Origin of the sequence: Streptomyces thermolilacinus SPC6, from assembly GCF_000478605.2 — a bacterium.
GTDB classification, from domain to species: domain Bacteria; phylum Actinomycetota; class Actinomycetes; order Streptomycetales; family Streptomycetaceae; genus Streptomyces; species Streptomyces thermolilacinus.
Genome location: NZ_ASHX02000001.1, coordinates 2096725 through 2118220 on the forward strand (window position 1 = coordinate 2096725; position 21496 = coordinate 2118220).

Consider the following 21496-nt stretch of genomic DNA (forward strand, 5'->3'; position numbering starts at 1 on the left):
AGGGCCGTGGGAGGTGGCGCCTACGATGGCTGTCCAACGGCGGGATGCCGGGTACGTCCGGGGGAGTTCTGGGGGACACATGTCCAAGCGGGTGCGGATGCGGGCCGTGGCGGCCGCGGCCACGGCGGCCTTGGTGGCCGGGCTGGTCACGGGCTGTCAGGGTGACGAGGCGACAGGCGGGAGCGGCGGGCCGTCGGCCGGGAGCGGCGCGTCGGGGATGCCGGGCGAGCCGGGGAGCACGGCGGGCATGCCGGGGCTTCCCGCGGCGCTGACCGGCCAGAAGCCGCGGTGGGAGCGGTGCGAGGCGCCGGAGGACGGTGAGGAGCCCGGTCCGGATTGGCGGTGCGCGTCGGTGAAGGTGCCGCTGGACTACCGGAAGCCGGACGGCGAGACGCTGTCGGTGGCGCTGATCCGCAAGGAGGCCCGCGACAAGAAGGGCCGCGTCGGCTCCCTGCTGTTCAACTTCGGCGGCCCCGGCGCGTCCGGGGTGGAGATGCTGCCGGGCTTCGCGCCGGACTACGAGCGTCTGAACGGCCGGTACGACCTGGTCTCCTTCGACCCGCGCGGGGTGGGCGGCAGTTCGGCGGTGGTGTGCCGGTCGGACGAGGAGATGGCGAGCGCGGAGGCGCGGATCGACCTGACGCCGGACACGCCGACGGAGGAGGCCGCCTACCTTGAGGACGGCTCCGCCTTCGGAGCGGGCTGCGCCCGCCGCTCCGGCAAGCTGATCCCCCATGTCACCACCAGCAACACGGCCCGCGACATGGACGTGATCCGCCATGTCCTGGGCGACGCCGATCTGAACTACTTCGGCATCTCGTACGGCACGCAGCTGGGCGCGGCGTACGCCCACCTGTTCCCGAAGAACACGGGGCGTACGGTGCTGGACGCGGTGGTCGACCCGACCGCCGACAGCAAGGGGCACGCGCGGCACCAGACGACGGGCTTCCAGCGGGCGCTGAACAACTACTTCGAGTCCACGGGCGAGGGCGCCGAGGCGGGCACGGCACGGGTGGCGCGGCTGCTGAAGCGGCTCGACGCGCAGCCGCTGGTGACGGGCGACGGCCGCAAGCTGACGGAGGGCCTGGCGCTCACCGGCATCGTCCTCCCGCTGTACTCGGAGAGCAGCTGGCCGCTGCTGACGGAGGCCCTGAAGGACGCGGAGGACGGCCGGGGCGACGCCCTGCTGGAGCTCGCCGACATGTACAACGACCGCGATCCGAGCGGGCACTACGGCACGGACAGCCACTCGCAGCGGGCGATCTCCTGCGCCGACACCGACCAGCGGCCCACGGCGGCCGAGGCGAAGGCGCTGCTGCCGGAGTTCCGGCGGATATCGCCGGTGTTCGGGGAGTTCCTCGCCTGGGACACGGCCGGCTGGTGCGTGAACTGGCCGGTCAAGGGCGAGGCGGCGACGCAGGACGTTTCAGCGCCGGGCGCGGGCCCGATCCTGGTCGTGGGCACGACCGGCGACCCGGCGACGCCGTACGAGGGCGCGCAGAAGATGGCGGACGGCCTGGGTGAGGGCGTGGGTGTGCTGATCACCAACAAGGGCGAGGGCCACGGCGCGTACGGCACGTCGCGCTGCGTGACCCGCCTGGTGGACGACTACCTGCTGCGCGGCAAGGTCCCGTCGGACGGCACGACCTGCTCGTGACCGGGAGGGGGCCGGCCAGCCCGGTCGGCCCCCCGCCCGGTTCACCCGGCCCCGGACCTCCCCGGCCCGGACCCGGCCGCCGCCCCAGCCCCCCGGCCTGCCGTCCCGGCCTCGCCGCGCTGCCCGCAGGCCGCTAGGTTGGCGCCCATGGTGACGGCGACTGTCCGCGAGTGGCGCGAAGAGGAAGGGTGGGGTGTGCTGGACTCCCCCGAGACCCCCGGGGGCTGCTTCGGCCACTACTCCGTCATCCGAATGACGGGCTTCCGCACCCTGGCGCCCGGCCAGCGGGTCGAACTGACCTGGGAGGCCCCGGGCTTCCGGCAGGACGGCTACGACTTCCGAGCGCTCTCCATCGTTCCCCGCCCCGCGTGACGTTCCGGCGGCGTGCCGGGGCGGCTGGGGTCGTATCCCAACGTCGCCGGACACCGCGAAGGCCCGCGGCCGTTGGGCCGTGGGCCTTCGAGTTCCCGCCGGGCGGCGGGGAAGAACGGGATCAGTAGACCGGCTTGTGCGGCTCGATCTGGTTGACCCAGCCGATGACGCCGCCGCCCACGTGGACCGCGTCGGCGAAGCCCGCCGACTTCAGCACCGCCAGGACTTCCGCACTGCGGACACCCGTCTTGCAATGCAAGACGATCTTCTTGTCCTGCGGGAGGTCCTGGAGGGCGGTGCCCATCAGGAACTCGTTCTTGGGGATCAGACGGGCGCCGGGGATCGAGACGATCTCGTACTCGTTGACCTCGCGGACGTCGATGATGTCGATGTTCTCGCCGTCGTCGATCCACTCCTTGAGCTGCTTGGGAGTGATCGTCGAACCGGCCGCCGCCTCCTGGGCCTCCTCGGACACGACACCGCAGAAGGCCTCGTAGTCGATGAGCTCGGTGACGGTCGGGTTCTCGCCGCAGACGGCGCAGTTGGGGTCCTTGCGGACCTTGACCTGGCGGTACTGCATCTCCAGGGCGTCGTAGATCATGAGCCGGCCGACCAGCGGGTCGCCCACGCCGGCCAGGAGCTTGATCGCCTCGGTGACCTGGATGGAACCGACGGACGCGCACAGCACGCCCAGGACGCCGCCCTCGGCGCAGGAGGGGACCATGCCCGGCGGCGGGGGCTCCGGGTAGAGGCAGCGGTAGCAAGGACCGTGCTCGGACCAGAAGACCGACGCCTGGCCGTCGAACCGGTAGATGGAGCCCCACACGTACGGCTTGTTCAGCAGCACGCACGCGTCGTTGACGAGGTAGCGCGTGGCGAAGTTGTCCGTGCCGTCCACGATGAGGTCGTACTGGCTGAAGATGTCCATCACGTTGTCGGCCTCGAGCCGCTCCTGGTGAAGGACCACGTTCACGTACGGGTTGATGCCCTTGACGGAGTCGCGGGCGGACTCCGCCTTGGAGCGGCCGATGTCGGCCTGGCTGTGGATGATCTGGCGCTGCAGGTTCGACTCGTCGACCTCGTCGAACTCCACGATGCCGAGCGTGCCGACGCCCGCCGCGGCCAGGTACATCAGGGCCGGCGAGCCGAGCCCGCCGGCGCCCACGCACAGCACCTTGGCGTTCTTCAGCCGCTTCTGTCCGTCCATCCCGACGTCCGGGATGATCAGGTGGCGGGAGTACCTGCGGACCTCGTCTACGGTGAGCTCGGCGGCCGGCTCGACCAGGGGTGGCAGCGACACGGGGACTCCGTTGGTCGTATGTCAGTACGGGACTACCCCCGCGCGGGCGGGGACTACATGTCCCGTAACACTGCCACGGCCCTTCTCATTCCGAGACACCTGGTCCGATGTGCGAGACGATTTCGTCCCAGTAGCCGGGCAGGGCCGCGAACGGGTTGGTTTGTCCCGTGCGGTCGGTGAAGAAGATCGTTCCGGCTCCCTGCCACCGCGCGATCCGCATCGCCTCCTCCAGATGGGTCCTGGGCACACCGTGGACGAGATGCGCGAACCGCTCCGGCGGATGATCGGCCGTCCACTCCGCCGCCTGGGACCATCGGTACTCCGCCCAGGGCCCGGAGAACGTCACCAACTGGTCGGCGACGTCCGCGTAGCCGGGGTGCGGGTGGCCGCCGTGGCCGAGGACCAGATGCCCGCCGTCCGGGCGGTCGAGTACGGCCTCCAGGGTGGCGGTGAGCTTCCGCACCGCGGGCAGGTCTTTCCACTCCGTGGGACAGCCGTCCAGGAAATAGCCGTCCACGCGGTACCAGTCGAGGTAGCGGTGCGCCTCGGACACCAGGTCGCCGAAGGGGCGGGCGGCCTGGCGGAGGGCGAGGTGGCCGAGGACCCGCACCCCGGCGTTCCGCAGCCGCCCCGCCGCCTCCAGGCAGTGCGGGTCGGGCCGCACACCGGGGCCCTCCGCGACATTGAGGACCACCCAGTGGACGGGGGCGCCCGGCCGGGCCAGTTCGGCCCACTCGACGGGCGCGAGCAGCGGGTGGGCGTAGCCGGGGACTCCGAAGCCGATCCGTTCGGCGCCGGTCGCCGAGAGGCCGACGCCGGTGCTGGTCAGATGCGGCATGCCGCCTCCATCCAGATGTCCGCGAGGGATTCCTCCAGGTTGATGCGGGGCCGCCAGCCGAGCCGGTCGCGCGCGGTGCGCACGTCCGCCTGCTGCCAGGCGCCGCACCCGTCGGGGTACGGGTGCGCGGTGACCGGCGGCATGTGGTCGCCGGGCGACTCGGACCGCTGGGCGCCGATGACGGGCCGCGCGGGCGGGCCGTCCAGTTCGTGGAGGGCGCCCGTGTACCCGGCTACGCGCGCGAGGAGGGACGCCGCGTCGCGGAGCCGTACGGCGCGGCCGGTGCCGATGTTGACGACGCCCTGCGCCGCCGACAGGGACGCGGCGTGCACGGCGCGGGCCACGTCCCGTACGTCCACGAAGTCACGCTGCACGCCGAGCCCGCCGAGCTTCAGTTCCGGGTCGCCGGACTGCATGGCGCGGCGCATGGCCTCCGCGAGGCGGCCGAGGGGCGAACCGGCGGGGGTGCCGGGGCCGACCGGCGAGAACACCCGCAGGACGACGGCGTCCAGGCCGGAGCCGAGGACCAGTTCGGTCGCCGCCAGCTTCGACACCCCGTAGGGGCCGCCGGGCCGGGGCAGCGCGTCCTCGGCGGTGGACGAGCCGGGCTGCGACGGCCCGTACTCGGACGCGCAGCCGACCTGGACCATGCGGGCCCCGCAGCGGCTGCGGCGCAGAGCCTCGCACACGGTGGCGACGGCGACCGTGTTGTGCCGGGTCAGCTCGCGGGCGCCGCCGCGGGTGGCCCCGGCGCAGTTGATGACGACTCCGGGGTGGACGGCGTCCAGGAACCGGGTCAGCGCCCCGGGACTGCCGTTGGCGAGGTCGAAGCGCACGTCGGCGTCGTCGCGGCGGCCCAGTGCGGTGAGGTGCACCGCCGGGTCGGCGAGCAGCCGGTCGGCGACGAAGCGGCCGATGAATCCCGTGGCGCCGAGCAGCAGCACCCTCATCGCGCGCCCCCTTCGCGCCGTGCGGCCGTGGTCGGGGTCTGGGGGGTCATGTCGTGTGTCTCCTCGGTGATGTGACGTGGATGCGCAGCGCCCGGTGGCCACCGCTGGTGTTCGTGGGGCCGGCGGGTTCCGCGGGGGTGTCGGATCTCGGGTCGACGGGGTCGGTGAGGTCGGTAGGTCAGTGGGGTGGTTTGGTCGGCTAGGCCGGTGAGGCCGATGGGGTCAGCCGGGTCGATGGGGCGTACGAGGTCTGCGGGGTCCGGGGTCTCCGGGGGCCTGGGGGTCCGGGGTGCGGGGTGTGGGATACGGGGCGTCGCTGTGGTTCGTGGGGTTGTGCGGTCTGTGGAGGTGGGTGGGCTGGACGGGCTGGGTGGGGTGCGGGGGCCGCGCCGCAGGCCGTGAGCGGGGCGCTGCGGAGGGGCGGTCAGGTACGGGCGTGCGCGGAGGCCCGCCCGAGTGCGGCCGTCGCATGGACCAGCAGCGCGAGGGCGGCGGCTCCGCAGACGGCACCGGGTACGGCCGCGGCGCCCCACGTCTCGACGATCCGCCGTGCCGGCAGGGCCACGAGGCCGCAGCCGGGCAGCCAGCCGATGAGGAGCGAGAGACAGGCCAGCACCTGCGCTGCCGCGGCGGCCGCGAGCGCGGCGGAGCCCGCGTACGGGAATCCGTGTACGGCGAGCAGCCGGGCGAGGAACAGCAGTGCGCCGAGCGCGACAGCCGGTACGAGCGCGCCGGGCCGTGTGCCGGGCAGCAGCGGGGCCGCGGCGACCAGTCCGGTGAGCGCCGCCAGGTACACGGCGACGACGACGAGCAGCAGAGGCCGGGCCCGGGCGGTGAAGTCGTCCAGGCCGCGACTGCTGGCCAGCAGGCGCCGGGCCCGCACGGCGAACAGGCGGGCGCAGAGGGCCGCGGGCGCCACCGCGGCGGCGAGGGCGAGCAGCGGGGCGGTCACGGGCGGCCACGGCGCGTCGAGTCCGCCGCGGATCAGCTGGTCGAGGAGCCCGTCGCCGTACGCGGCGTACAGCACGAGCACGGCCGTCGCCGCGTACGTGACGAGCGGCGCGCGCGTGGGGGCGCGCAGCGGCCCGCTCCGTACGGCGGCGACGAGCGCGGCGGCCAGGGCGGCGACACCCGTGGCGGTGACCGCGAGGAGCAGCGGGCCGGAGGCGCGGGCGTGCGCGGCGAGTACGAGGGCGCACACGGCGCCGGGCAGCAGCGCGGTCAGCGACCGGACCGCCCCCTGCCACCGGCCGCGGCGGTCCTCCGCGCCCGCGTCGGGCGGTGTCGCGGCGGGTGCCGGGGCACGGTCCTCGTCGCGCGGCACGCGCGCGTAGAGCTCGTCGGCCAGGGAGAACACGTCGCGGTGCCGGAACCTGGCGGCGGTGCGGTCGGTGACCCCGTGCGCCTCCAGTCCGGCGGCGATCTCCAGTGGGTCAACGGCCCGCTCGCACAGCTGCCGATGCCGGTGCAGCAGCACCTTGACGGGATCGGCGGGCCCCCGGCGCACGTCCCCGGGGGCGGTGGTCACGGCCGGTGCGGCGGCCGGGGCGGCGGCCGGGGCGGCCGGGGCGGCACCCGCCGCGACCGGGGCCGTCCTCGTGGTGGCCGACGCCGCACCCGGAGCCGCCCCGGGCGTGGCAGGCGCGGTGCTCCGGGTGGGCCGGGGTTCTGGGTGGTCAGCCATGGCCGCCCCCGCTCGCCGCCGAAGCGGTTGCCGTGACCGGCGCCGAGACCGGCGCCGTGCCCGCCGCCGTCGCCCACGCGGGTGCGCGGCGGGCCGGTGCGGGGCGGTCGGGGGCCGCCGCGGACCCGGATGCGGCCGTCGTCCAGTGGCCCGGTACGTACGCCTCCGCCGGGTGGGCGAAGGGCAGCGGGTCGCCGTACGGGTCGAGCGCCTCCGCCTCCCTCCGCACCGGCGCCGTCGACAGGGCTTCGAGGTACAGGGCGTGGAACGCGGCGACGTTCTGCTCCACCGTGAACAGCTCCAGCGCGCGGGCGCGCGCGGCGGCCCCCAGTCGGGCCCTGCGGTCCGGGTCGCGCAACAGCGCCACGCACGCCTCCGCGAGCGCCCGTGGGTTGCGCGGCGGTACGACGAGCCCCGTGCCGCCGATGACCTCGACCACCGCGCCGACGTCCGTCGAGACGGTGACCCGGCCGCACAGCATCGCCTCGACGAGGCCGACGGGGAAGCCCTCGACCACGCTGGAGAGGACGATCACGCAGCCCGCGGCGTACGCGTCCGCGAGCCGGGGCACCTCCGGGCCGCCGATCTCCTCGAACGAGACCGGGTTGTCCCCCACGGCGTGGGCGGTGGCCGCCTCGTCGGGGAACAGCTGCTCGGCGAGCGCGCGGCAGTGCGCGAGGTACGCGGCGGCCTGCGCGTCCCGTACGGGCGCGGCGACGATCCGCAGCCGGGTGCCGGGCTCCGCCCTTCGCACCTCCGCGAAGGCGTGCAGCAGGCCGACGAGGTCCTTGCCGGGCTCGGCCCGGCCGACCCAGACGAGCGTACGGGGATCGCCCTGGTCGGGGCCTTCCCCCACGGCAGCGAACCGTTCCGCTTCCATTCCGGGGTAGACGGTCCGCAGCTTGGCCCGGTCGGCGCCGCACCGTTCCTGCCAGCGACGGGCGTGCGCGTGGCCGGGCGTGACGAGGGCCGCCTGACGGTAGACCTCGGTGGCGAGCCGCCCGTGGAACGCGGCGAGCAGCGTCCGCACGGGCGCGGCGAGCGGGCTGACCGCGGCCGCCAGGTAGTGCGCGCGCAGATGGACGCCATACTCCGTGACCAGCAACGGAGTGCCGAAGAAGCGTTTGGCCACCAGGCCGGGCAGGGCCGCCGCGCCACCCGACGCGGCGTGGCACAGGTCGGCGGCGCCGAGGGCGTCCGTGCCGTACCAGTCGAGCGACAGCGGGAGCAGGGCGCGCTCCAGCCGCTCGGCGACGGCCAGGTGGTCGGCCACCGTCGCGATGTGTGCGCTCCGGCGCGCGCCGGGCGCGCGGCAGGCGGCCTCCAGGACGCGCACGGCGCCTTCCGAGCGGAGCGCGCCGCCCAGGCCGCCGCTTTCGACGGCGAGTTCGGCGAGGCCGTAGAGGCCGTCGGCGAAGGCGGCGTCGCCGGTCGGCCCCGTGCGGCAGAGGGCGGTGACGAGCTGCTCGAAGTGCTCAGCGAAGCGGCGGCGGTCGCGGCGCCCGTACGCCCGCGGGCCCGGCGTGCGAAGCGGGACCCGCGTACGGGTCCGGGCCGGCGTACGGGTCGGGACCGGCGTACGGGTCGGGCTCCGGTCCGGTGTGCCGCCGGGCGTCCGGCGCGGCGCACGGTCCTGACGGGCGGCGTCCGGGCGGCCGGCGTCCAGGGCGTCCCACCGCGGCACGGTGCGCACCCGCCGTACGTGCGACGGCAGCCGGAGCGGGCGGCCCGCGTCCTCCCGGCGGGCGTCGACGCCCAGCGCGTAGACGTCGAACTCGTGCTGGGGAAGCCCGCGCACGAGCCGGTCGCACCAGAGCCTGGACTCACCCGAGGCGTACGGGTACCCACCCTCGGTGAGCAGTCCGATCCGCACGAGTACACCCCCGATCTCCCTTGTGTGCGGCCGCCGTTGGTCCGGCGACTCGCGGCGGGACGACCGTAAGCGGATGAACGGGTGGCGCGATGGACGGTTGTCCATCGCGCCACCGGAAGGGGTGAATACACGTAACTTTCACGCACCGGTCGCGTTCCGTTGCGCTAGGCTATGCTTCGATCACGCTCCGTCAGGCTTCGGCCAGATGGGGCGTGGGTCGGTGCGCGGGCGACAGGGGGTGACCGGAAGGGCGGCCGGGCCGTCAGTCGTCGCCCGGGAACACCCAGGGGTTCGGGCGGCACTTGATGCCGTCGATCTCCAGGGACTTGGTCTGCTGCTGCATCACGGGCGCCAGCGCGCCGGGCGTCTGACAGGTGCGGTGGTTGTGCCCGAGCCGGTGGCCGACCTCGTGGTTGATGAGCATCTGCCGGTAGGCGAGCATCGCCTTGGGCCCGAAGGTCTCGGCGCCCTGCGCCCACCGGTAGGCGTTGATCATCACGCGGTCGGTGGAGGCGGAGTCGCAGGAGACGTTGTCGATGGTCGTGTCCAGCCCGGACTTGGCGCACCAGACGCCCGTGGTGCCGGGGCTGGCCAGGGTGATGACGAAGTCCGGCTTGCCCGTCGAGACGCGTTCGAACGCCATGGCGCCGCCGTGGGCCCAGCTGCGGTCGTCGTTGAGCGTCTCGTGCACGGCCCGGGCGAACAGCTTGCCGTCGAGCCCGAGCCCCTTCTCGACATCGACGCGGTACCGGATCTTCCGCCCCTTGCCGGGCGCCGGGTCCACCCCGGGGATGGCCGCGAAGTCACCGGACGCCGTCAGGCCGGGGTCGAGGGGGAACTGCCGGGCCATCAGCTGTTCGTACGCGGGCGGCGGCGCGGCGGGCCGGGACGGGGCGCTCTGCGGTGGGGTGGCGCGCTGGACGGAGCGGGAGGCGGCGTCCTCGGCCGCGCCCCGTTCGGGCGCGTCGGCGGCCCGGTCGGCCCGGTCGTGCTGCCGCGCTTCGCCGACCTGACCGGCGACGACGACGGCCAGGACGGTGGTGACGGCGGCCGCGGCGATCCCGGTGAAGGTACGGCCCTTGCCGCCCCGCCTGGTCTCGTCGCGGTCCTCGCGGTCGTCGCGGTCATCGTCTACGTCCTGCGCGTCGCGCACACCCTCGCGGCCGTCGCCGGGTCCGGCCGGGGAGCTCTGCGCCACGCCAGGCCCGCCAGTCCCGCCGGCACGGTCACCGGCGGCATCGGCGGCACCGCTGGCACCGCCCTGGGCGCCCTGCCCGTCCGGGGCGTCGAACGCCTCGACGAACTCGCGGCGCGGTCCCGGTATGCGCGGCGGCCCCTGGGCGATGCGCGGCTGCGGGGCGGCCGCCTGGGGCGCTCCGGCGGCGGTGTACGGACCGGTGCCCCAGGCGCCACCCGGCTCCCGCTGCTCCGGGTGCCCACCGCGCACATCACGCGCCGCGTCGTGGGCCGGGGTGCCGTGCGGAGGCGTGCCGTGCGCCGGGGTGCCGTGGGCAGGAGTCCCGTACGAAGGCGCCCCCTGCGCCGGGGTGCCGAAGCCGTAGCCGTACCCGTACTGCTGCGGGGCCGGACCGTGCGGGGCCTGCGGGTCCCACGGGGCCTGGGGCGCCTGCCCCGCCCGAAAGCCCTGCGCATCCCGAGCGTCCCCCGCGCCCTGCTGCGCCTGCCGGGCCTGCTGGCTCTGGGGATCCCGTGTGCCGCGCCCCGCCTCCGGGGCCGTCCTGCGGCGGCGGCCGCCTCCCGGGGCGCCGGGGGTGCCCGGGGCCGCGGGGGCGGCGGGTGCCGCTGTGGTCGTCCTGTCGTCCGCCCCCCGGCCGGTGGGCGCGGGGCCCTTGCGGCTATGTCGTCCCACGCCCCGTATCAGCTCCTCGCGCCGTCGCCGCGACCGTCGCCACCCCGGTCGGCGACGAGTTCGCGTACCGCCCGGGCGACCGCCTCGGGGTACTCCATCATCGCCACGTGCCCGGCGTCCGGAAGCGTCAGAAGCCGCGCGTCCCGGAAGGTCGCGGCGGCCTTGTGCGCCATACGGTACGACACGAGCCGGTCCCGCCCGCCGTACACGAGGAGCGTCGGCGCGAGCACCCGCTCGGCCTGCCGCCACAGGTTGTGCTGGCCGCCCAGCGTGTACGCGTCCACGATGCCGCGCGCCGAGCGGGCCATCGCGTCCCAGAAGTACGGGAGCTTCAGGCGCCGCTCCATCTCCTCCACGGCGACCCGCAGTCCCTCGTCCGTGACCCGGCCGGGGTCGCCGTAGCAGAGGGCGAGCACGCCCCGTACGCGCTGCTCGGGCGTCCAGTCCCTGGTCAGGTGGGCGAACATCCGCGCCACCCCGGGAACCGCCAGCAGGCCCGTGGGCAACGCGGTGCGCTGGGCCCGCAGCTCGGGCAGCGCGGGCGAGACGAGCGTCAGCGTGCGCACCAGGTCGGGGCGGACGGCGGCGACGCGCGTGGCGACGGAGCCGCCCAGCGAGTTGCCGATCAGGTGGACCGGGCCGCGGGACTCGGCGTCCAGGAGGCGGATGACCGCGCGGGCGTGGCCGGTCACCGAGTAGTTGCCGTCGTCGGGCGGCGGCGAGTCGCCGAAGCCGGGCAGGTCCACGGCCTCGCCGTCCAGGACGTCCTCCAGGAGCGGCATCAGCGCCGACCAGTTCCGCGAGGAGCCGCCGAGCCCGTGCACGTACAGCGCGGGCGCTCTGCCGGTCGCGCCGGACGGGCGGAAGCGCACGTTCAGCGTCAGGCCGGGCAGTTCGACGCAGCGCAGACGCTCGCCCTCCGCGACCCGTACGGCATGCACGCGGGTCGCCGCCGAGGCGGCGGTGGGGGACGCGGGCAGCTCGGTCGAAGACATGCGGCAATGTTACGAGACGATCACGCCCGCAACGGTGTGTTCGCCGTCACAGGATCGCATAGCGCCGATCTGGGGGACCTTCTAGGCTCATAGCGAGGGCAGACGCCCGATGAGGAAGGGGAGCTCATGACCGTTGACCCCACGGACCCCGAGACGCTGGCGGAGCTGGCCCGGGAGAACGGCGCGGCAGGTACCGCCGTGCCGGGCGAGGAGACCCCGGAGGCCGACGCCGCCGAGCAGCACGCGGAGCTCCGTCAGCAGTCCGACGATCCGCTCCCGCGCATCGACCCCGCGGCGGCGAACGAGGCGGACGCGGTGGAACAGGCGCGCGTGGTCGCGCTGGACGAGGACGACTACCGCGACGGCGAGTAGACACCGCCGCGGAAACGGCAGTACCGCCGAACAGCAGAAGCGCGCAAGAGCCGCCGAAGACACTGGAACCGGAACTCGCAGAGGCTCGCAGAGGCTAGCAGCAGCTCACCGGCCGCCGGAGCCGCCGGACAAGCCGCGGAACCGTCGAAGCCGCGGAGCCAATCGCGCGGCAGCGGCGGTCGAAGCGGCGGGAGCGGCGGGAGCAGCGGCGACGGTCCGGAGCGGCCGTTCACGCGGGTCCGGCAGGTCCGACGGATTCGGCGATTCGGTGGTTCCGGCGGATTTCCGGGTTTGACGGGATTGACGGTGGCCGGATCGTTCAGGTTTGAAGCTCCGGCTACCGCCGCCGTCCGGTACGTGAAATTCTGCGCTCGCACCCCGCACGCCCGGGTTACCCGAAAGTACGATGGCGGGCGCGGTGCACAGCGCACTTGGATCGATTTTGGGAGGCGGCGTGACAGCCATCGAGCAGACAGAGGCGGCGCGCCCGAGGGGCACACGCCTGCCGCGCCGAGCCCGACGCAACCAGCTGCTGGGCGCGGCCCAGCAGGTCTTCGTCGCCCAGGGGTACCACGCGGCGGCGATGGACGACATCGCCGAGCGGGCCGGCGTCAGCAAGCCGGTCCTCTACCAGCACTTCCCCGGCAAGCTGGAGCTGTACCTGGCGCTGCTCGACCAGCACTGCGAGTCGCTGCTGCACTCCGTCCGTACGGCGCTGGCCTCGACGACGGACAACAAACAGCGCGTCGCCGCAACGATGGACGCCTACTTCGCGTACGTGGAGGACGAGGGCGGCGCGTTCCGGCTCGTCTTCGAGTCGGACCTGACGAACGAGCCCGCCGTCCGCGAGCGCGTCGAGCGGGTCTCGATGCAGTGCGCCGAGGCGATCTCCGATGTGATCGCCGAGGACACGGGCCTGTCGCGGGACGAGTCGATGCTGCTCGCCGTCGGTCTGGGCGGCGTCTCGCAGGTCGTGGCGCGGCACTGGCTGGCGAGCGACTCGCCGGTCCCGCGCGAGAAGGCCGTACAGCTGCTGACGTCGCTGGCGTGGCGCGGCATCGCCGGTTTCCCGCTGCACGGGGCCGAGGGCCACTGACGACGCCGGGCGGCGGGCGCCGGGCCGCCCGGAGCGGGACGGCCGGGCGCTGTTCGCTCCTGGCGTGCGGCGCCGGACCATGGCGGGTCGCCTCTCCGGGCTAATGTGTGCAGCGTACGGCGCGGTGATCGCGCAACGCTGACCGTTCGGAGGGACATAGCCGTGGAGGTCAAGATCGGCGTGCAGCACGCGCCCCGGGAGATCGTTCTGGAGAGCGGGCAGTCCGCCGAGGACGTCGAGCGCGCGGTGGCCGAGGCGCTGTCCGGCAAGGCGCAGCTGCTCAGCCTGGAGGACGACAAGGGCCGCAAGGTGCTCGTCCCGGCGGACCGGCTCGCCTACGTGGAGATCGGCGAGCCGTCGGTGCGCCGGGTCGGCTTCGGCCCCCTGTGACGACGTAGCGCAGCAGTGGCAGAGGCCCGGCGGGGGCGATCCCCCGCCGGGCCTCTCGCTGTATGCCCCCGGGGGCTGCCGCCGCCCGTCGTACGCCCCGGGGCTCCCGCCGTACTGACCGGGGTCTCTCGACGGTACGGAGCCGGGCCCCCGGCAGTACGGAGCCGGGCCCCGTCGGTACGGACCCGGGCTCCCCGCCGCACGGGCACAGCCCGCGCCGTCGGCGCCCGGACCACAGGACCACGCACTTCCAACGCACCCTCAAGCCAGCCCTGACCCGCGCTGGAGCAGGCGCGGCGGGCGCGGGCGATGACCGTCCGGGAGGGTTGCCCTCCGGATGGGTCGGGTAGGACGGGGTACGACCGCTCTGCCCGCCCCGCCGACCCGCGAGGTGATGCCGTGTTCTGGGAAGCTCTCGGCTCCGTCCTGCTCGGACTCGCCCTGTCCTGGGCCGCCCTCCACCGGCTGGCCGACCGGCTCCCACCACGCCGTACGGTGCTGGTGACCGGGACGCTCGGCGCCCTGTTCGGCGCGCTCGTCACGCACGCCGCGCTGGGCCCCGGCCTGGTGCTGGGCACGCTCCTCGGGGCGGCCGCCGTCAGCGCCGTACTGCTGTCCCTGCTGATCAGGCCTGCGGCGCGCCGCTTGCGCCGATCAGCGGCGGCGTGATCCGCGCCGCCGCCGACCCCCGGACGACAGCCGGCCGAACGACGACAGGCGAACCCCGGACGACAGCGGGCCGCCCGACGACAGACACCCCCCCGACGGCGATCGACCCCCCGGCGACAACGGCTAGGCCGCGAGGCCCAGGGCCGCCATGCGCTTCGTGTGGGCCTTGGTGATCCGCGAGAACATCTCGCCGACCGCGGCCAGGTCGAAGCCGTCCGCGACACCGCCGACCAGCATCGTCGACAGCGCGTCCCGCTCCGCGACGACGCGCTGCGCCTGCGACAGGGCCTCGCCCATCAGCCGCCGCGCCCACAGGGCGAGCCGCCCGCCGACGCGCGGGTCCGCCTCGATGGCGGCGCGCACCTTCTCCACGGCGAAGTTCCCGTGCCCCGTGTCGTCCAGCACGGCCAGCACCAGCGCGCGCGTGTCGGAGTCGAGGCGGACGGCGACCTCCCGGTAGAAGTCGCTGGCGATCGAGTCGCCCACGTACGCCTTGACCAGGCCCTCCAGCCAGTCCGACGGGGCCGTCTGGCGGTGGAAGTCGTCCAGCGCCTTCGCGAACGGCTCCATCGCGGCGGTCGGCTCCACGTCGATCGCGGCCAGCCGGCCCCGCAACTGCTCGAAGTGGTGGAACTCGGCGGACGCCATCTTCGCCAGCTCCGCCTTGTCGGCGAGTGTCGGCGCGAGCTTCGCGTCCTCCGCGAGGCGCTCGAACGCCGCCAGCTCCCCGTAGGCGAGCGCGCCGAGCAGGTCCACGACGGCCGCGCGGTACTGCGGGTCGGCGGAGGCCCCGGCCCAGTCGAGGGCGGCGATCCCGGTCGGTTCTTCGGCGGCAGTGGCGTTGTCAGGCGTCTCCATGGAGCGCACAATAGCCCGCCGACCGCACCCGGTAAGGGCCTGGTCAACGAGTGTGACCTCCCCCTCCTTGTGAATCGACCCGACACACCTGCGGGATTCCGGGGTACAGTGATAAAGCGCCTGTCGAGTATGCGGACACATCTCGTACGTACTCGAGGGGCCGTTTCATGAATGAGGATGCCCGGTCGGTGGCCCGATCGGCTCCGACCCGACAGCCCTCGGTGCGTCATCGCACATGAGGGGCCCTCAGCGGTATGACGCTCGAGCGACGGCAGTGGTCCCGCGCCACCCGGCTGTGATCTCGCGGTCTGCGGCCGGACAGTGACCGGCGCGGTAAGACCCCCAGCGTTCGCCTCATGCCGCGTCTCACAGAAGAGGCAACACCCTGACTACGCAGCCTACGACTTTCCGAGAGCTCGGGATTCTGCCCGAGACCGCCGAGGCCCTGGAGGCCGTCGGCATCGTCACGCCGTTCCCGATCCAGGAGATGACCCTCCCGGTCGCCATGTCCGGGACGGACGTCATCGGCCAGGCCAAGACCGGCACGGGCAAGACCCTCGGTTTCGGCCTCCCCCTCATCGACCGCGTCACCGTCCCCGCCGACGTCGAGGCCGGCCGGGCCCGCCCCGACCAGCTGACGGACGCGCCGCAGGCCCTCGTCGTCGTCCCGACGCGCGAGCTGTGCACCCAGGTCACCAACGACCTGCTGACCGCCGGCAAGGTGCGCAACGTCCGCGTCCTCGCCATCTACGGCGGCCGTGCCTACGAGCCGCAGGTGGACGCCCTCCGGAAGGGCGTCGACGTGGTGGTCGGCACCCCGGGCCGCCTGCTCGACCTGGCCGGGCAGAAGAAGCTCGACCTGTCGCACATCCGCACGCTGGTGCTGGACGAGGCGGACGAGATGCTCGACCTGGGCTTCCTGCCCGACGTCGAGAAGATCATCAACATGCTTCCGGCGAAGCGCCAGACGATGCTGTTCTCGGCGACCATGCCGGGCGCCGTCATCGGACTCGCCCGCCGCTACATGACGCAGCCCACGCACATCCGCGCCACCGCGCCGGACGACGAGGGCGCGACCGTCGCCAACATCAAGCAGCACGTCTACCGCGCGCACTCGATGGACAAGCCGGAGATGGTCGCCCGCATCCTCCAGGCCCGCGGCCGCGGACTGGCGATGATCTTCTGCCGTACGAAGCGCACGGCGGCCGACATCGCCGAGCAGCTGGAGCGGCGCGGCTTCGCGTCCGGCGCCGTCCACGGCGACCTGGGCCAGGGCGCCCGCGAGCAGGCGCTGCGCGCGTTCCGCAACGGCAAGGTGGACGTGCTGGTCTGCACCGACGTGGCCGCGCGCGGCATCGACGTCGAGGGCGTCACGCACGTGATCAACTACCAGTCGCCGGAGGACGAGAAGACGTACCTCCACCGCGTGGGCCGCACGGGCCGCGCCGGGGCGCACGGTACGGCGATCACGCTGGTGGACTGGGACGACATCCCGCGCTGGCAGCTGATCAACAAGGCGCTGGAGCTGGACTTCCACGACCCGGTGGAGACGTACTCCACGTCTCCGCACCTCTTCGCCGAGCTGGACATCCCCGAGGGCACCAAGGGCGTCCTGCCGCGCGGCGAGCGGACCCGCGCCGGACTCGACGCGGAGGAGCTGGAGGACCTGGGCGAGCCGGGCGGGCGCAAGCCGCGCGGCCGCCGCCGCGAGGACGAGCGCCCGGAGCGCACCGAGCGGGCCGAGCACACCCGTACGCCGCGCCAGCGCCGCCGTACGCGCGGTGGGACGCCGCTGGACGAGGCCGCCGCCGGTGCGGTGACCCCGCAGGCGCCGGCCGCCGAGGCCGTCATGGACGGCGAGGAGGCCCCGGCCGAGCGCCGCACGCCGCGCCGCCGTCGCCGCACCCGCGCGGGCGCGGCGCCCACGACGGACGCGGTCGCCGCTCAGGCCCCGGAGGCCGTGGCCCAGCCGCAGCCCGAGGCCGTGGAGGCCGTCGCCACCGCCGAGGGCCATGCGCCCGAGGCGGAGGCCAGGCCCCGTCGCCGTACCCGCAAGACCGCCGAGGCGGTCGCGACGGTCGAGGCGCCGGTGGCCGAGGCCCCTGCCGCCGAGGCTCCCGTCACCGAGGCGAAGCCGCGCCGCCGTACGCGCAAGGCCGCCGAGGCCGTGGAGACCGCCGAGGGTGCCGCCACCATCGAGGGCCAGGCGCCCGAGGCGGAGGCGAAGCCGCGCCGCCGTACGCGCAAGGCCGCCGAGGCCGTGGAGACCGCCGAGGGTGCCGCCACCGCCGAGGGCTCGTCGCCCGAGGCGGATGCGGAGGCCAAGCCCCGGCGCCGCACGCGCAAGACGGCCGTGGCCGTCGTGGCCGCCGACGCCCCGGCGGAGGCGGTGGAGGCCCCCGAGGCCGCCGCGCCGCGCCGCCGGACCCGCAAGGCCGCCGAGATCGTGGCCGTCCCGGAGCAGGCCGCCGAGGCCAAGCCCCGGCGCCGCCGCACGGTGAGGGCCACGGCGACCGCCGACGCGTGAGCCGTACGCCGGAAGGCCCCGCCACCCCCGTCGGGTGGCGGGGCCTTCCGCGTGCCGGGGCGGCGGGTCCGCCCGCTAGCCTCGGGGCATGAGTCGCCCGCCCACCTTCGTACCGCCCTCCTGCGCCCACGCCCGCCCGCTGCGGACCGTGCGGGGCCCGTTCGCCGTGCTCGACGCCGTGCCGTCCGGTCCGGTCAAGGGCACCGCCCTGCTGCTGCCCGGGTACACCGGCAGCAAGGAGGACTTCATCGCCATGCTGGAGCCCCTTACGGCGGCCGGGTACCGGGTCGTCGCCGTCGACGGGCGCGGGCAGTACGAGACGTCCGGGCCCAGCGACCAGGAGTCGTACGCGCGCCGCGAGCTGGCCCTCGACGTGCTGGCGCAGGCGGAGGCCGTCGGGGAGGGGCGGCGGGTGCACCTCCTGGGGCACTCGCTGGGCGGGCAGATCGCGCGCGCGGCCGTACTGGAGGACGCGGCGCCGTTCCGTACGCTCACGCTGATGTCGTCCGGGCCCGCCGAGGTCACGCCCGAGCAGCGGCAGAAGATCAAGCTGCTGAGCGACGCGCTGGGCGTGATGGACATGGACCAGGTGTGGCAGGCGATGCGCGCCCTGGACCCGCCGGAGGACGCCGGGGACCCGTGGCGCGGCGACCGGGATGACCTGCGCCGCCGCTGGCTGCGCCACAACCCCGCGCAGCTCCTGGCGACGGGCCGGCAGCTCAGCACGGAGCCGGACCGGGTCGGGGAGCTGGCCGCGCTGCACCCGCCACTGCCCGTGCACGTCCTGTCCGGTGAGCGGGACGACACGTGGCCGGTGCCGCTGCTGGACGCGATGGCCGAACGCCTGGGCGCGCACCGCACAAGGATCGGCGGCGCCGAGCACTCCCCCAACACCGACGAGCCGGAGGAGACTGCGGCGGCGGTCGCGGCGTTCTGGGACGCCCACCCGGTGGACGCGTAAGACCCTCAGTGCCGCGACAGCCCCTCGTGCCGGGCCCTCGGCTCCGGGACCCTCAGTACCGCGACTGGAGGTGCTGCCAGAAGCCGTCCCGCAGGGCGCGGCGCAGCACGGCGTGGCCGCGGAGGGACCGGCTCAGCAGCCGTTCGGCGTCCACGAGGAGGTCCTGGTCCACGGGGCCGGGCAGGTACGGGCGGCCGGGCAGCAGCTCGGCCAGCGCGTCGGCGCCCCGCTCCGCCATCCACGTCGCGGCGATCTGCGCGCCCACGAACCGGACCTCGTCGCGCGACGGCGGCGGCTCGCCCTCGTTCTCGTACGTCGTCACGGGGCGCCGCGTGATGTACGGGCGGCAGAATTCCAGGTCGAAGACGCGGGAGCTGTCCACCTCCCACAGCAGGGCCTCCGCCTGGTTGCGGCCCTCCGCGGACTCGATGCCCCACAGGTGGACGCGCGCCCCGTACCCCTGCGCGGCCTCCACCGCGGACACGAGGTCCTCGTCGCCGCCGACGAGCGCGGCGTCGCTGATGGCGCGGTGCCGGGCCAGTGACTCCAGGTCGGAGCGGATGAGCGAGTCCACGCCCTTCTGCTGGTTGTTCGCGTTGAGGTTGCCGAGGCGGACCTTCACGTCGGGGAGTTCGGCGATGGCCTGCTGCTCGGCGGTGTGGATGCGGCGGCGGGCGCCGTCGTACCAGTAGACGCGCAGCAGCCGGCTGTCCGCGAAGATCGTGCGGGCCGTGTCGATGAAGGCGTCGATCAGGCCCTCGGCGTCGAGGTCGAAGGAGCGCCGGTCCTCGGTGCCCGCGACCAGCAACCCGGCGGAAGCATAGACGTAACCGGCGTCGACGAAGATGGCGTGCGTCGAGGGCGTCTTCGCCACCTCGGCCAGCATGCGTCGCAGGAGCTCATTGGTGCGCTCCAGGCGCTGGGCGATGTCGTCGCCGTCGATGGGGGCGTTCATAGGGGCCTCATTGTCCGCCTCGGAGGACCGGACCGCCAGCCGCGTCCTCACACCCGGGCCCAGGCTCTTTAGATGCTAAAAAATTTCCTTAGCGTAGGGAATGTTTCAACGGCTGTACATCGTTGCAGATGTAACAACACCACTCGACGAAGGGAGAAGCCATGCGCTTCGAGATCATGCGACTCGACGACGTCGACGGCATCGCCGTGGACAGCACCGTCGTGGACGCCGCCTCCGTCAACCGCATCGTGCAGCAGGCCGCGGCCATGGGCCAGCGGCTCTACATCCGCCCGACGGAAGCTGCCGCGTCGTAGCGTTCGCGAAGCACCGCGCCCCCGTACGGATCTTCCGTACGGGGGCGCGGTGCTGTCCGGGCCCGGCAGGTCAGGCGGCCTGGATGGTCTGGGTCACGCCGTTGATGATCTGCTGGACGGCGATGGCGGAGAGCATCATGCCCGCGAGGCGCGTCACCAGCACGACACCGCCGTCCTTGATCACACGGATGATCACCAGCGAGTACCGCAGGGTCAGCCACAGCACCACGTGCATCGCGCCGATCGCCGCCCACACGGACACCTGGCCGCTCACGCCGTCCGCGTGCTGGACGGCGAGGATCACGGAGACGATCGCGCCGGGCCCGGCGAGCAGCGGCATGCCGAGCGGGACGAGGGCGACGTTCACGTCCTTGGTCTGCTTGGGCTCGTCGGTCTTGCCGGTGAGCAGGTCCAGCGCGATGAGCAGCAGGAGCAGCCCGCCCGCGATCATCAGTGCCGGTACGGAGACATGGAGGTACGCCAGGATCTGCTGGCCCAGGATGCCGAACACGGTGATCACGCCGAAGGCGACGGCGACGGCCTGCCAGGCCATGCGGCGCTGCACCTTGGTGGCCCGCCCCGAGGTCAGGGCGAGGAAGATCGGGGTGATCCCCGGGGGGTCCATGATGACGAAGAGGGTCAGGAAGAGAGAGCCGAAAACGGCGACGTCGAACACGGTGTGGCCTTGCGGAAGAGGGGTGTGGGGTGCGGTCGCGCGGCGGCTGGGGGGCGTCGACCGCGCGTGGTGTCGCACGGCGCCGCGTGGGGGGCGGGGCCGTGGGACGGGGGTGAGGGGTGGAAGCGGTGTCGCGGTTACGGGCGTCCGCCCGTGCCCGGCACGGGGAACGCACCGGTCGCCCGGCGGGTGATCTCGCCGTAGATCTCCGGGTCGGTGGTGAAGTCGCCGAGCCGGCAGGTCTTGCGGCTGCCGTGGTAGTCGCTGGAGCCGGTGGTGAGGAGCCCGAGCTCACCGGCGAGCCCGCGCAGCCGGGCGCGGGTGGCCTCGTCGTGGTCCATGTGGTCCACCTCGATGCCGTCGAGCCCGTACGCGGCGAGGTCCGCGAGTACGGAGTCGGACACCGTGCGGCCGCGCTTGACGGCGCCGGGGTGCGCGAGGACGGTCACCCCGCCGGCCGCCTTGACCAGGCGGATCGCGGTGAACGGGTCCAGCTCGTGCTTCTCGACGTACGCGCGTCCGCCGTCCGCCAGCCACTCGGGCGTGAACGCCGACGACACGTCCGGCACGACGCCCAGCTCGACGAGGGCCTCCGCGATGTGCGGGCGGCCCACGGAGCCGTCGCCCGCGATGGCGGCGACCCGCTCCCAGGTGACCGGCACGCCGAGCTCCTGGAGCTTGCCGACCATGGCGCGGGCACGCGGCACCCGGTCGTCGCGCACCAGCTCACGCTCGCGCGCCAGCTCGGGCTCCTCCGGGTCGAAGAGGTACGCCAGCATGTGGACGCCGGTCCCGTCGACACGGCACGACAGCTCGGCGCCCGTGACCAGCGTGAGCCCCTCGGGCAGCGCGGCGAGCGCCTCGGCGTGACCCCGCGTCGTGTCGTGGTCGGTCAGCGCGACCACGTCGAGCCCGGCGGCGGCGGCGCCGCGCACCAGCTCGGCGGGGGAGTCCGTACCGTCCGACGCCGTGGAGTGGGTGTGCAGGTCGATGCGCACGGCACAGGCTCCAGGGGTCGCTGCGGACAGGGGACACCCAAGGATAACCGGCCCCGAAACCCACCAGGACCGGACGAACACCCCACCCGCCGGACCCCGCTCCCCCGCCGGTACACCGTGCCTCCCCGGGGGCGCCCCTGG

General features: G+C 74.2%; 20 protein-coding genes. 9 read left to right on the forward strand and 11 right to left on the reverse strand.

Translation table 11 applies throughout. The features are described from left to right. The first annotated feature begins 79 nt into the window (after positions 1 to 79). Together J116_RS08565 and J116_RS08570 are read left to right on the forward strand one after the other, a co-directional pair. Positions 80 to 1657: an alpha/beta hydrolase gene (locus tag J116_RS08565; RefSeq protein WP_023586680.1), complete on the forward strand. Its 1578-nt coding sequence runs from the start codon at positions 80 to 82 to the stop codon at positions 1655 to 1657. Positions 1658 to 1804: 147 nt separating this feature from the next. Next, positions 1805 to 2029 carry a cold-shock protein gene (locus tag J116_RS08570; protein ID WP_023586681.1) on the forward strand — a complete coding sequence of 75 codons (225 nt, stop codon included), beginning with the start codon at positions 1805 to 1807 and terminating at the stop codon, positions 2027 to 2029. A gap of 121 nt (positions 2030 to 2150) precedes the next feature. Here J116_RS08570 and moeZ read toward each other — a convergent pair whose 3' ends face one another. From moeZ to J116_RS08605, 7 genes are all read right to left on the reverse strand, one after another. Further along, positions 2151 to 3329, reverse strand: a complete 1179-nt coding sequence (gene moeZ / locus J116_RS08575; RefSeq protein WP_023586682.1) for an adenylyltransferase/sulfurtransferase MoeZ — start codon at positions 3327 to 3329, stop codon at positions 2151 to 2153. 85 nt (positions 3330 to 3414) lie between these two features. Next, on the reverse strand, positions 3415 to 4167 hold the full coding sequence (locus J116_RS08580; RefSeq protein WP_023586683.1) for a spherulation-specific family 4 protein: 753 nt from the start codon (positions 4165 to 4167) through the stop codon (positions 3415 to 3417). Continuing rightward, on the reverse strand, positions 4155 to 5117 hold the full coding sequence (locus J116_RS08585; protein ID WP_023586684.1) for an NAD-dependent epimerase/dehydratase family protein: 963 nt from the start codon (positions 5115 to 5117) through the stop codon (positions 4155 to 4157). The genes J116_RS08580 and J116_RS08585 overlap by 13 nt, the downstream gene beginning before the upstream one ends. Positions 5118 to 5541: 424 nt before the next feature. After that, positions 5542 to 6801 (reverse strand): hypothetical protein, encoded by a 1260-nt coding sequence (locus tag J116_RS08590; RefSeq protein WP_028963841.1) that lies wholly within the window; start codon positions 6799 to 6801, stop codon positions 5542 to 5544. Beyond that, positions 6794 to 8674 carry a DUF3492 domain-containing protein gene (locus J116_RS08595; protein ID WP_023586685.1) on the reverse strand — a complete coding sequence of 627 codons (1881 nt, stop codon included), beginning with the start codon at positions 8672 to 8674 and terminating at the stop codon, positions 6794 to 6796. Before J116_RS08595 ends, J116_RS08590 begins: the two co-directional genes overlap by 8 nt. 262 nt (positions 8675 to 8936) lie before the next feature. Then, positions 8937 to 10544 (reverse strand): DUF3152 domain-containing protein, encoded by a 1608-nt coding sequence (locus J116_RS08600; RefSeq protein ID WP_023586686.1) that lies wholly within the window; start codon positions 10542 to 10544, stop codon positions 8937 to 8939. 8 nt (positions 10545 to 10552) lie between these two features. Beyond that, positions 10553 to 11539 (reverse strand): alpha/beta fold hydrolase, encoded by a 987-nt coding sequence (locus tag J116_RS08605; protein WP_023586687.1) that lies wholly within the window; start codon positions 11537 to 11539, stop codon positions 10553 to 10555. Between the two features lie 126 nt (positions 11540 to 11665). Here J116_RS08605 and J116_RS08610 point away from each other — a divergent pair, with 126 nt between their 5' ends. From J116_RS08610 to J116_RS08625, 4 genes are all read left to right on the forward strand, one after another. Then, positions 11666 to 11911, forward strand: a complete 246-nt coding sequence (locus J116_RS08610; protein ID WP_023586688.1) for a hypothetical protein — start codon at positions 11666 to 11668, stop codon at positions 11909 to 11911. 454 nt (positions 11912 to 12365) lie between these two features. Beyond that, a complete protein-coding gene (locus J116_RS08615; RefSeq protein WP_028963842.1) occupies positions 12366 to 13007 on the forward strand; it encodes a TetR/AcrR family transcriptional regulator in 642 nt (213 codons plus the stop codon). A 162-nt stretch (positions 13008 to 13169) separates the two neighbouring features. Beyond that, positions 13170 to 13397, forward strand: a complete 228-nt coding sequence (locus J116_RS08620) for a DUF3107 domain-containing protein (RefSeq protein WP_023586690.1) — start codon at positions 13170 to 13172, stop codon at positions 13395 to 13397. A gap of 399 nt (positions 13398 to 13796) precedes the next feature. Beyond that, on the forward strand, positions 13797 to 14066 hold the full coding sequence (locus tag J116_RS08625; protein WP_023586691.1) for a hypothetical protein: 270 nt from the start codon (positions 13797 to 13799) through the stop codon (positions 14064 to 14066). A 123-nt stretch (positions 14067 to 14189) separates the two neighbouring features. On the opposite strand, the gene J116_RS08630 is transcribed toward J116_RS08625, so the two are convergent. After that, positions 14190 to 14924, reverse strand: coding sequence for a ferritin-like fold-containing protein (locus tag J116_RS08630; RefSeq protein WP_023586692.1), 735 nt, complete (start codon positions 14922 to 14924; stop codon positions 14190 to 14192). 487 nt (positions 14925 to 15411) lie between these two features. Between J116_RS08630 and J116_RS08635 the strand changes: the two genes are divergently transcribed. Beyond that, complete coding sequence (locus J116_RS08635) at positions 15412 to 17451, forward strand: DEAD/DEAH box helicase (RefSeq protein ID WP_023586693.1); 2040 nt, start codon at positions 15412 to 15414, stop codon at positions 17449 to 17451. An 88-nt stretch (positions 17452 to 17539) separates the two neighbouring features. Beyond that, entirely contained in the window at positions 17540 to 18412 is an 873-nt protein-coding gene (locus J116_RS08640) for an alpha/beta fold hydrolase (RefSeq protein WP_023586694.1), read from the forward strand. Between the two features lie 52 nt (positions 18413 to 18464). Here the strand turns inward: J116_RS08640 and J116_RS08645 are convergent, their stop codons facing one another. Then, a complete protein-coding gene (locus tag J116_RS08645) occupies positions 18465 to 19367 on the reverse strand; it encodes an NYN domain-containing protein (protein WP_023586695.1) in 903 nt (300 codons plus the stop codon). Positions 19368 to 19528: 161 nt separating this feature from the next. Between J116_RS08645 and J116_RS30100 the strand changes: the two genes are divergently transcribed. Then, positions 19529 to 19681: a hypothetical protein gene (locus J116_RS30100; RefSeq protein ID WP_023586696.1), complete on the forward strand. Its 153-nt coding sequence runs from the start codon at positions 19529 to 19531 to the stop codon at positions 19679 to 19681. Between the two features lie 70 nt (positions 19682 to 19751). On the opposite strand, the gene J116_RS08650 is transcribed toward J116_RS30100, so the two are convergent. After that, positions 19752 to 20357 (reverse strand): MarC family protein, encoded by a 606-nt coding sequence (locus tag J116_RS08650; protein ID WP_023586697.1) that lies wholly within the window; start codon positions 20355 to 20357, stop codon positions 19752 to 19754. 137 nt (positions 20358 to 20494) lie between these two features. Beyond that, entirely contained in the window at positions 20495 to 21355 is an 861-nt protein-coding gene (locus J116_RS08655) for a PHP domain-containing protein (RefSeq protein ID WP_023586698.1), read from the reverse strand. Positions 21356 to 21496: the final 141 nt, after the last annotated feature.

Coding starts and splice junctions, on each gene's coding strand:
- J116_RS08635 (WP_023586693.1), top strand. CDS start 15,412: ATGACCCTCCCGGTCGCCATGTCCGGGACGGACGTCATCGGCCAGGCC.
- J116_RS08640 (WP_023586694.1), top strand. CDS start 17,540: ATGAGTCGCCCGCCCACCTTCGTACCGCCCTCCTGCGCCCACGCCCGC.
- J116_RS08645 (WP_023586695.1), bottom strand. CDS start 19,367: ATGAACGCCCCCATCGACGGCGACGACATCGCCCAGCGCCTGGAGCGC.
- J116_RS08605 (WP_023586687.1), bottom strand. CDS start 11,539: ATGTCTTCGACCGAGCTGCCCGCGTCCCCCACCGCCGCCTCGGCGGCG.
- J116_RS30100 (WP_023586696.1), top strand. CDS start 19,529: ATGCGCTTCGAGATCATGCGACTCGACGACGTCGACGGCATCGCCGTG.
- J116_RS08610 (WP_023586688.1), top strand. CDS start 11,666: ATGACCGTTGACCCCACGGACCCCGAGACGCTGGCGGAGCTGGCCCGG.
- J116_RS08590 (WP_028963841.1), bottom strand. CDS start 6,801: ATGGCTGACCACCCAGAACCCCGGCCCACCCGGAGCACCGCGCCTGCC.
- J116_RS08630 (WP_023586692.1), bottom strand. CDS start 14,924: ATGGAGACGCCTGACAACGCCACTGCCGCCGAAGAACCGACCGGGATC.
- J116_RS08570 (WP_023586681.1), top strand. CDS start 1,805: ATGGTGACGGCGACTGTCCGCGAGTGGCGCGAAGAGGAAGGGTGGGGT.
- J116_RS08580 (WP_023586683.1), bottom strand. CDS start 4,167: ATGCCGCATCTGACCAGCACCGGCGTCGGCCTCTCGGCGACCGGCGCC.
- J116_RS08565 (WP_023586680.1), top strand. CDS start 80: ATGTCCAAGCGGGTGCGGATGCGGGCCGTGGCGGCCGCGGCCACGGCG.
- J116_RS08585 (WP_023586684.1), bottom strand. CDS start 5,117: ATGAGGGTGCTGCTGCTCGGCGCCACGGGATTCATCGGCCGCTTCGTC.